The sequence below is a fragment of the Asaia sp. SF2.1 genome, from assembly GCF_000505765.1.
Taxonomy (GTDB): domain Bacteria; phylum Pseudomonadota; class Alphaproteobacteria; order Acetobacterales; family Acetobacteraceae; genus Asaia; species Asaia bogorensis.
Genome location: NZ_AYXS01000012.1, coordinates 309,467 through 317,526 on the forward strand (window position 1 = coordinate 309,467; position 8,060 = coordinate 317,526).

The 8,060-nt window shown below is 61.1% G+C and carries 6 protein-coding genes and 1 pseudogene; 2 read left to right on the forward strand and 5 right to left on the reverse strand.

Going from position 1 to position 8,060, the window contains the following annotated elements; all coding sequences use genetic code 11:
* From P792_RS38800 to secA, 5 genes and pseudogenes are all read right to left on the reverse strand, one after another.
* Window positions 1-218 (reverse strand): annotated as a pseudogene (locus tag P792_RS38800) (Holliday junction branch migration DNA helicase RuvB); the annotation flags it as partial.
* Between the two features lie 55 nt (window positions 219-273).
* Window positions 274-879, reverse strand: coding sequence for a Holliday junction branch migration protein RuvA (gene ruvA, locus P792_RS27750; RefSeq protein ID WP_023978583.1), 606 nt, complete (start codon window positions 877-879; stop codon window positions 274-276).
* Between the two features lie 76 nt (window positions 880-955).
* The gene (gene ruvC, locus P792_RS27755; protein WP_023978584.1) at window positions 956-1,462 is read right to left on the reverse strand and encodes a crossover junction endodeoxyribonuclease RuvC; all 507 of its coding nucleotides are present in this window, start codon (window positions 1,460-1,462) and stop codon (window positions 956-958) included.
* The gene (locus P792_RS27760; RefSeq protein WP_023978585.1) at window positions 1,459-2,208 is read right to left on the reverse strand and encodes a YebC/PmpR family DNA-binding transcriptional regulator; all 750 of its coding nucleotides are present in this window, start codon (window positions 2,206-2,208) and stop codon (window positions 1,459-1,461) included. Before P792_RS27760 ends, ruvC begins: the two co-directional genes overlap by 4 nt.
* A 36-nt stretch (window positions 2,209-2,244) precedes the next feature.
* A complete protein-coding gene (gene secA / locus P792_RS27765) occupies window positions 2,245-4,992 on the reverse strand; it encodes a preprotein translocase subunit SecA (RefSeq protein WP_023978586.1) in 2,748 nt (915 codons plus the stop codon).
* Between the two features lie 362 nt (window positions 4,993-5,354).
* Between secA and P792_RS27770 the strand changes: the two genes are divergently transcribed.
* Together P792_RS27770 and argJ are read left to right on the forward strand one after the other, a co-directional pair.
* A complete protein-coding gene (locus P792_RS27770; protein WP_023978587.1) occupies window positions 5,355-6,275 on the forward strand; it encodes a peptidylprolyl isomerase in 921 nt (306 codons plus the stop codon).
* Window positions 6,276-6,414: 139 nt separating this feature from the next.
* Entirely contained in the window at window positions 6,415-7,650 is a 1,236-nt protein-coding gene (gene argJ, locus P792_RS27775) for a bifunctional glutamate N-acetyltransferase/amino-acid acetyltransferase ArgJ (protein ID WP_023978588.1), read from the forward strand.
* Window positions 7,651-8,060: the final 410 nt, after the last annotated feature.

An 8,060-nucleotide genomic window follows, 5' to 3' on the forward strand; every position in this document is an offset into this window, starting at 1 on the left:
ATCTGTGCCAGCGTCGTCTTGCCGAGGCCCGGTGGCCCGTGCAGCAGGACATGGTCCAGCGCCTCGCCCCGGCTGCGGGCTGCCTGGATGAAAACGGACAGGTTTTCGCGGCTGGCCCGCTGCCCAGTGAAGTCATCGAGCGTCTGGGGACGCAAACCGTGATCGGTATCTTCCATACGACGCTCGGGGGTCAGTGGGCCTCTATCCGTGTCATTCATGCTCTCGCCCCTGTTCCCCTGCTGCTGGTCTCATTTGACCGGGCCATGCCTTGCGTCATCGCGCCAGATCCTTGAGCGCCAGACGAATGACCTTGTCCAGCGTTGCCCCCTCATGCTCGACCAGAATGCGACTGAGCACAGGCCAGGCCTCGGCGCGGCGGAAACCGAGACCGGCCAGTGCCTGCAACGCGTCACTTTCCACAGAGCCTGCATTACCCGTGACGCTACGCCCGACCGCAGTCGCGCCGCCTGCGGGCATTTTGCCCACCTTGCTTTTGAGCTCTGTCACGATGCGCTCGGCCAGACGGGCACCAACGCCCGCCGCACGGGTCAGCGCCGCCTTGTCGCCAGCGCTGATGGACAGAACCAGATCGCCCGGTGTCGCCACAGAAAGAATGGCCAGCGCCACCTTGGCCCCGACACCCTGAACGGTGGTTAGCAGACGGAACCATTCCTGCTCATCCGAAGTCAGGAAGCCGAAAAGCTGGATTGCGTCCTCGCGCACCACGGTCTCAATGAGCAGTCGTGTCTTTTCAGGGGCCGCAGGCAGATTTGCCAGGGTCCGGCTCGACGCCGAGACGAGATAGCCCACGCCATTGACGTCGAGAATACAGCGATCCGTATCCGTGCTTACCACGATACCTGTCAGTAGCCCGATCATGCCCACCTCACTTTACGCGTCATGGCACCCCGCCCCGAGCCCTGTTGTCTTGTTATCAATCAGGCTGCGAGCCCGATCAGGCCATACGCCTGCCAGACATGACCTGCCGCGCCGTCTCCCGGTGATGGGCGTGGCAGATCGCCACCGCCAGCGCATCGGATGCATCCGCCTTGTGAATGACCGCACCCGGCAGGAGGCGCTTGACCATCATGGTCACCTGCTCCTTCGTGGCGGCCCCGGTGCCGACAACGGATTTCTTGACCATCATGGCGCCGTATTCCGCCACGGGCAGCCCTTCATAGGCCGGCGTCAGCAAGGCGACACCGCGCGCATAACCGAGCTTGAGAGTCGAAGCTCCGTTGCGGTTGACATATGTTTCCTCAACCGCCGCTTCGGCAGGCCGATAATCGCGTATCAGCTTCTGCAGGGCACCATGAAGCTCGCACAAGCGCAGCGGTACAGACTCGGCGCCATCCGTGGCAATTACGCCGGAGGCGACGTGCTGCAACCGGTTGCCTTCGACATCAATCAGCCCCCAGCCCATGAAACGCAGGCCGGGATCGATACCGAGCAGACGGATCAAGCAGCGAGTGCCTGGGCAACGTCGTCGGGAATGTCGAAATTCGCGTAGACGGCCTGGATGTCGTCATTGTCTTCCAGAACGTCGATGAGTTTGAGCACCGAGCGTGCCTTTTCCTCATCCAGTGTCACGGTGTTTTCCGGGCGCCAGTCAAGCTTGGCCGAGCTTGGCTCGCCAAAACGTGCTTCGAGCGCATCACGCACTGCAAAGAGGTTTTCCATGGCGCAGGTGATCTCGTGGCCATCAGCCATGAGCTCGGCATTATCGGCACCCGCCTCAATGGCCGCATCCAGCATGTCTTCCTCGGAAGCCGCGGCAACCGGGTAGGTAACGACCCCCAGACGCTGGAACATGAAGGACACGGAGTTGCTCTCGCCCATCGACCCGCCATGCTTGGAGAACGCAGCACGCACTTCGCTCGCGGTACGGTTGCGGTTATCCGTCAGCCCCTCGACGATCACGGCAACACCCGCCGGGCCATAGCCCTCGTAGCGGACTTCCACGTAATCCTCACCGCCACCGGCACCACTGGCCTTCTTGATGGCACGCTCGACATTGTCCTTGGGCATGTTGGCTTCACGGGCCGCAATCATGGCGGCGCGCAGGCGCGGGTTGGATGACGGATCAGGCAGGCCCGAGCGCGCAGCAACCGTGATTTCACGCAGGATCTTCGCAAACTGCTTGGCACGCTTGGCGTCCTGCGCACCTTTGCGATGCATGATGTTCTTGAATTGCGAATGACCGGCCATCAGAGCCTCCTAAACCGTATGACTGTTCGTTCTTCTTCAGGCCAGACGGCCATGACAATGCTTGAATTTCTTGCCCGACCCGCACGGGCAAGGCGCGTTGCGCGGGGTTTCCTGCGCATAGCTACCCTCGGCCTCGGGCACATTCATGCCCATGCCTGACGGGGCCTGGAACATTCCGCCCGGCTGCATGCCTACCTGCCGCGGCTCAAGCCCGGCCGATGAGGCCCCCTCATCGGAGGACGCAAAGATCTGCTGCCCCTCGAAACCGGCATGACCATCGAAACCGGGGAACGGATCGGCCTGCTGGACCACCTCGATGCGCGACATGGTCGAGGTGGCACGAATACGCATGTCGTCCAGCATGGCGGTAAAGAGCTGGAAAGCTTCGTGCTTGTATTCGTTAAGTGGGTCACGCTGACCGTAGGCGCGCAGGCCGATGCCCTGACGCAGCTGATCAAGCGCATGGAGGTGCTCTTTCCACACACCGTCAAACGAGGTGAGCAGCACCTGCTTTTCGATATGACGCATGATCTCCGGGCCGATATTGGCCGAGCGTGCGGCCTGCGCCTGCGTGGCCGCCTCTTCCACACGCTGGATGATCAGATCGGCATCCATGCCGTCTTCCTTCGCCCAATCGCGAATCGGCAGGGTCAGGTTGAGCAGCGACAGCAGATCGGCTTCGAGCGCCTCGCTCTCCCACTGTTCGGCAAAAGCCTTCTCGGGCACGCGGGCATGGACCATCTCTTCGATGCTTTGCTCGCGCAGTTCCTGCAGGATGCCCGATACGTCGTCCATCGCCATGTATTCGCGGCGCTGGGCATAAACCTCCTTGCGCTGATCGTTCATGACGTCGTCGTATTTCAGAACGTTCTTGCGCATGTCGAAATTGCGCGCTTCAACCTTCTTCTGGGCACGCTCAAGCGCCTTGTTCAGCCAGGGATGAACAATGGCCTCGCCTTCCTTCATGCCCAGCTTGGTCCAGAACGCGCCCATGCGCTCGCCGCCATAGATGCGCATCAGGTCGTCTTCAAGCGACAGGAAGAAGCGTGATGCCCCCGGATCACCCTGACGGCCGGAACGGCCACGCAGCTGGTTGTCGATACGACGGCTCTCATGGCGCTCGGTACCGATCACATACAGGCCGCCAAGTTCCTTGACCTTGCCATGGTTGACCGCGATTTCCTCACGCAGGCGGCGGATCTCGGCTTCATGCGCTGCCTCATCCTCGATCTTCTCGAGGCTCTGGCGGATCAGCATATCCAGATTGCCGCCGAGTTTGATGTCCGTACCACGTCCCGCCATGTTGGTGGCAATGGTGATGGCGCCCGGCGCACCGGCCTGTGCGACGATCTGCGATTCCATTTCATGGAAGCGGGCGTTCAGCACGGAGTGAGGGATTTTCTTGGAGCTGAGCAGGTTGGAGAGATGCTCGCTCTTTTCGATGGAGGTCGTCCCTACCAGCACCGGCTGCCCTGATTTTGCAACGTCCTGGATCAGGTTCGCTACAGCCTCGAACTTCTCGCGGGCCGTAATGTAGACCTCGTCATCCGTATCCTTGCGCGCGACGGGGAGATTGGTGGGAATCTCGACGACATCGAGCTTGTAGATCTCGGCAAACTCGTCAGCCTCGGTCATGGCCGTGCCGGTCATGCCCGAAAGCTTGGGATAGAGACGGAAATAGTTCTGGAAGGTGATCGAGGCCAGCGTCTGGTTCTCAGGCTGGATCTCGACGTGTTCCTTGGCCTCAAGTGCCTGATGCAACCCGTCGGAATAGCGACGGCCATCCATCATGCGGCCCGTAAACTCGTCGATGATGACCACCTTGCCGCCACGGACGATATATTCGACATCCCGGGCAAAAAGCGTATGGGCACGCAGGGATTGCTGGACGTGGTGCATGACGGCGATGTTGTGCACGTCATAAAGGCCGCCCTCATGCAGGACGCCGGCCTCACGCAGCATTTCCTCGACCATGTCGGAGCCCTGTTCGGTCAGGATGACCGTACGCAGCTTCTCGTCCCGCTCGAAGGCCTCGGGATGCTTGACGAGCTGAACCACCACGTCATCCACCCCGCGATACAGCTCGGAACTGTCATCGGCAGGGCCGGAGATGATGAGCGGTGTACGCGCCTCATCGATCAGGATGGAATCCACCTCGTCGACGATCGCATGATAAAAAGGACGCTGGACCATTTCTTCCAGCGTGTATTTCATGTTGTCGCGCAGATAATCGAAGCCGAATTCGTTGTTCGTGCCGTAGGTGATGTCCGACCCATAGGCAGCGCGGCGCTCATCGTCCGACAGATTGGGAATGATCACACCCGTGGTCAGGCCAAGGAAGCTATAGAGCTTGCTCATCTCCTCGGCATCGCGCTTGGCCAAGTAGTCGTTCACCGTCACGACGTGCACGCCCTTACCGGCCAGCGCACTGAGATAGACCGCAAGCGTCGCCACCAGCGTCTTGCCCTCACCTGTGCGCATTTCAGCGATACGGCCGGAATGAAGCACCATGCCGCCCACGAGCTGAACGTCGAAATGACGCATGCCGAGCACACGGCGCGATGCCTCGCGGCACACGGCGAAGGCCTCGGGCATGATCTTGTCGAGGCTCTCACCTCCGGCGATACGGCCCTTGAATTCCTCGGTCTTTGCGCGCAGTGCATCATCGTCGAGAGCCTGAATGGCAGGCTCAAGCGCGTTGATTTCAGGCAGGCGCTTCTGATAGCCCTTCAGTGAGCGATCATTGGCGGTGCCGAACATGGCGCGGGCAATACGAGCGAACATGACTGTCCTTCTGGCGAACTGGTCCGCTAGAAGCAGGACCGCGAACTGGAGTGCGGATCATCCCGACCCGCCTGCACCGATGAATTCGCCCGATTGAGAGGCGGCGATCGGTCAAGGCGGTCACGCGAAACATCCGCCGAAGCCGGATCGGGATTGTCCACGCGGGAAATGAGATAAGGCGCGCCCTTGCCCCGGTCAACCGAGCAGCATCGCGTTCAGCGTCGCTCAAAGCCCCGCAACGCACGTTTTCTTCATGAAGAGCGCCATCAAAACCCGATATCGCGGCCTTGGCGGCCTTGCCGAGCGCCCAAGCCTGCGCCATGCTGGACAAAGTTCCACGAGTTTTTCGAGGTTATTTCTCCATGCGGCTTACCCGCCCGGCCCTTTTCTGCGCCGCTCTCATCTCCGGCACGACTCTGGCGGCTCCGGCTTTCGCAGCCCCTGCCCCTGCCGCCCCGGCGAATGCGGCTCCGGCCGCTGCCCCGGCTGCCCCTGCCGATGCCAACCCGCTGATTGCCTCTGTCAATGGACAGAAGATCTATCTGGATGACGTTAAGCACGCTGCTGCCAGCCTGCCCCCGCAGGCGCGCCAGCTGCCGCCGAACACGCTGGTCAACATCCTGCTGAACCAGCTGGTCAGCCAGAAGGCGATCCAGATCGACGCACTCAAGGAAGGCCTCGACAAGAAGCCGGACGTGAAGGCCCAGATGCAGGATGCTGCCGATAACGCGCTGCAGAATGCCTATCTGCAGGAAAAGGTTGCGCCGCTGGTGACGGAAGACGCCATCAAGCAGGCCTATCAGGCGAATTACGCCTCCAAGAAGGGTGAGCAGGAAATTCATGCCCGCCATATTCTTGTGGCTGATGAAGCAACCGCGAAGGACGTGATCAAGCAGCTCGACAAGGGCGCGAAGTTCGAGGATCTCGCCAAGAAGCTCTCGACCGACAAGGGATCGGGCGCAAGCGGCGGTGATCTTGGCTGGTTCAAGAAAGACGACATGTTGCCGGAGTTCTCGAAGGCCGCTTTCGCCATGAAGCCCGGCACGATCAGCCAGACCCCGGTCAAGACCCAGTATGGCTGGCACGTCATTCAGGTTCTGGCCTCGCGTGAAGCCCCTGTGCCGCCGCTGGACCAGGTGCATGACGAAATCCGTCAGCAGCTGATCCGTGACAACGTGCGCAAGATCGTCGATGACGCGCAGAAGAAGGTCAAGATCGTGCGCTACGACGCCCAGGGCAAGCCCATCAGCGATGCCCCGGTTGCGGCCCCGGCGAAGAAGTAATCGCCACATACAGGTGAGCATCTAACGCTCACTTTTCACTCAGAATTCCAGTCTTTTCGCCCCATTGCGGGGCGGGGGGCTGGACCTGAGCCCCAAGCCGTGCATCCTCTTTCCGACGTTTAAAGCTCGGAGACAGATCATGGCAAAAGCCCTCCCCCGCTCCCCCCTCGCCCAACCCCTGCCGCGCCTTCTGCCGGTGGCTGGTGTCAGGCTGGGCGCTGTTGCCGCGCAGATCCGCTACAAGGATCGCACTGACCTCATGATGATGGAGTTCGTGCCCGGCACAACGGCGGCGGGCGTGTTCACGCGCAGCAAATGCCCCGGCGCTCCCATCGACTGGAGCCGTGCAGCTCTGGCGCAGGGCAAGGCGCGTGCGCTGGTGGTTAATTCGGGCAATGCCAACGTCTTTACCGGCCGCGCGGGCGTGATCGCCACGCAAATCTCGGCGGCCGCCGCTGCGCGTGTCGTGCATTGTCCAGCAACAGAGGTATTTCTTGCCTCCACCGGCGTCATTGGCGAACCGCTTGATGCCGAGCGCATCAGTGATGCGATGCCTCAGCTCTATGAGGTGCTCTCGCCCGAAGGCTGGGAAGACGCCGCCCGCGCCATCATGACCACCGACACCTTTCCCAAGGCTGCCACAAGGCAGGTCGAGATCGGGGGCAAGACCGTCACCCTGCAGGGCATTGCCAAAGGCAGCGGCATGATCGCACCCGACATGGCCACCATGCTGGGCTTTGTGGTAACCGATGCCGCAATTTCCCATGATGTGCTGCAATCGCTCCTGCGCGAGGGCACAGAACGCAGCTTCAATGCCATTACGGTCGATTCCGACACATCAACGTCAGACATGGTGCTGGTTTTCGCCACGGCGCAGGCCGGTCATGACGAGATCACCTCCCTGACCGGTCCGGCACTGGCGGCTTTCCGTGAAGCCCTCGATTCCCTGCTGCTCGAACTGGCCCTGATGGTCGTTCGTGACGGTGAAGGGGCAACGAAGATGTTCACGGTGCGTGTGAGCGGTGCCGTTTCAGACGAATCGGCCAAGAAGATCGCGCTCGCCGTTGGCAACTCCCCGCTGGTCAAGACGGCTATTGCCGGTGAGGACGCCAACTGGGGCCGCGTCGTCATGGCCGTAGGCAAAAGTGGTGAGCCAGCCAATCGCGACACACTCTCCGTCGCCATCGGCAATGTCTGGATCGCCCGACAGGGAACGGTTGTCGAAGGCTATGATGAAACCCCCGTGGTGGCCCATATGAAGGGTCAGGACATCGATATCCAGATCGATCTCGGGCTGGCCAATGGCCACGCACAGATCTGGAGCTGTGATCTTACCCACGGTTATATCGACATCAACGGCTCCTACCGGAGTTGAACCACGACCGCTGGGCCCACCAACCGGGCCCAGCATGGCGGCCTTCGCTCCAGCAATCCTCTTCTGCGCGACCGCTGGAGCCTGAGCGCTTAGGCGCTCCCCTCCCTCTCCCGAATCCAGCGGACAGGCCTCTGTTCAACCGCGTCTGCGTCCGTTCTCAGTGCCTGCGTGCGGCATTGCGCCTCATCCTTTTCTGATTTAGTACCGTAGTCGTCCTTTTTTGATCGCTGCGACGCATCTCGCGTCTGGACGACCGCGTTGATTGCTCCCACATTATGGGTTGAGAGCGAGACGCGCTCACAACAAGAGCAATCATATCAGTGTCGTAATTCCTGCCCGGACGACACTGCGGAGGAAACTTCATGGCTAATGGATTTCGCGTGGTCATCATCGGCGGCGGTGTTGCCGGG

Bases quoted from the DNA above. Each gene is read 5' to 3' on its own strand.
- argJ (WP_023978588.1), top strand. From the start codon at position 6,415: ATGGCAAAAGCCCTCCCCCGCTCCCCCCTCGCCCAACCCCTGCCGCGC.
- P792_RS27770 (WP_023978587.1), top strand. From the start codon at position 5,355: ATGCGGCTTACCCGCCCGGCCCTTTTCTGCGCCGCTCTCATCTCCGGC.
- ruvA (WP_023978583.1), bottom strand. From the start codon at position 879: ATGATCGGGCTACTGACAGGTATCGTGGTAAGCACGGATACGGATCGC.
- secA (WP_023978586.1), bottom strand. From the start codon at position 4,992: ATGTTCGCTCGTATTGCCCGCGCCATGTTCGGCACCGCCAATGATCGC.
- P792_RS27760 (WP_023978585.1), bottom strand. From the start codon at position 2,208: ATGGCCGGTCATTCGCAATTCAAGAACATCATGCATCGCAAAGGTGCG.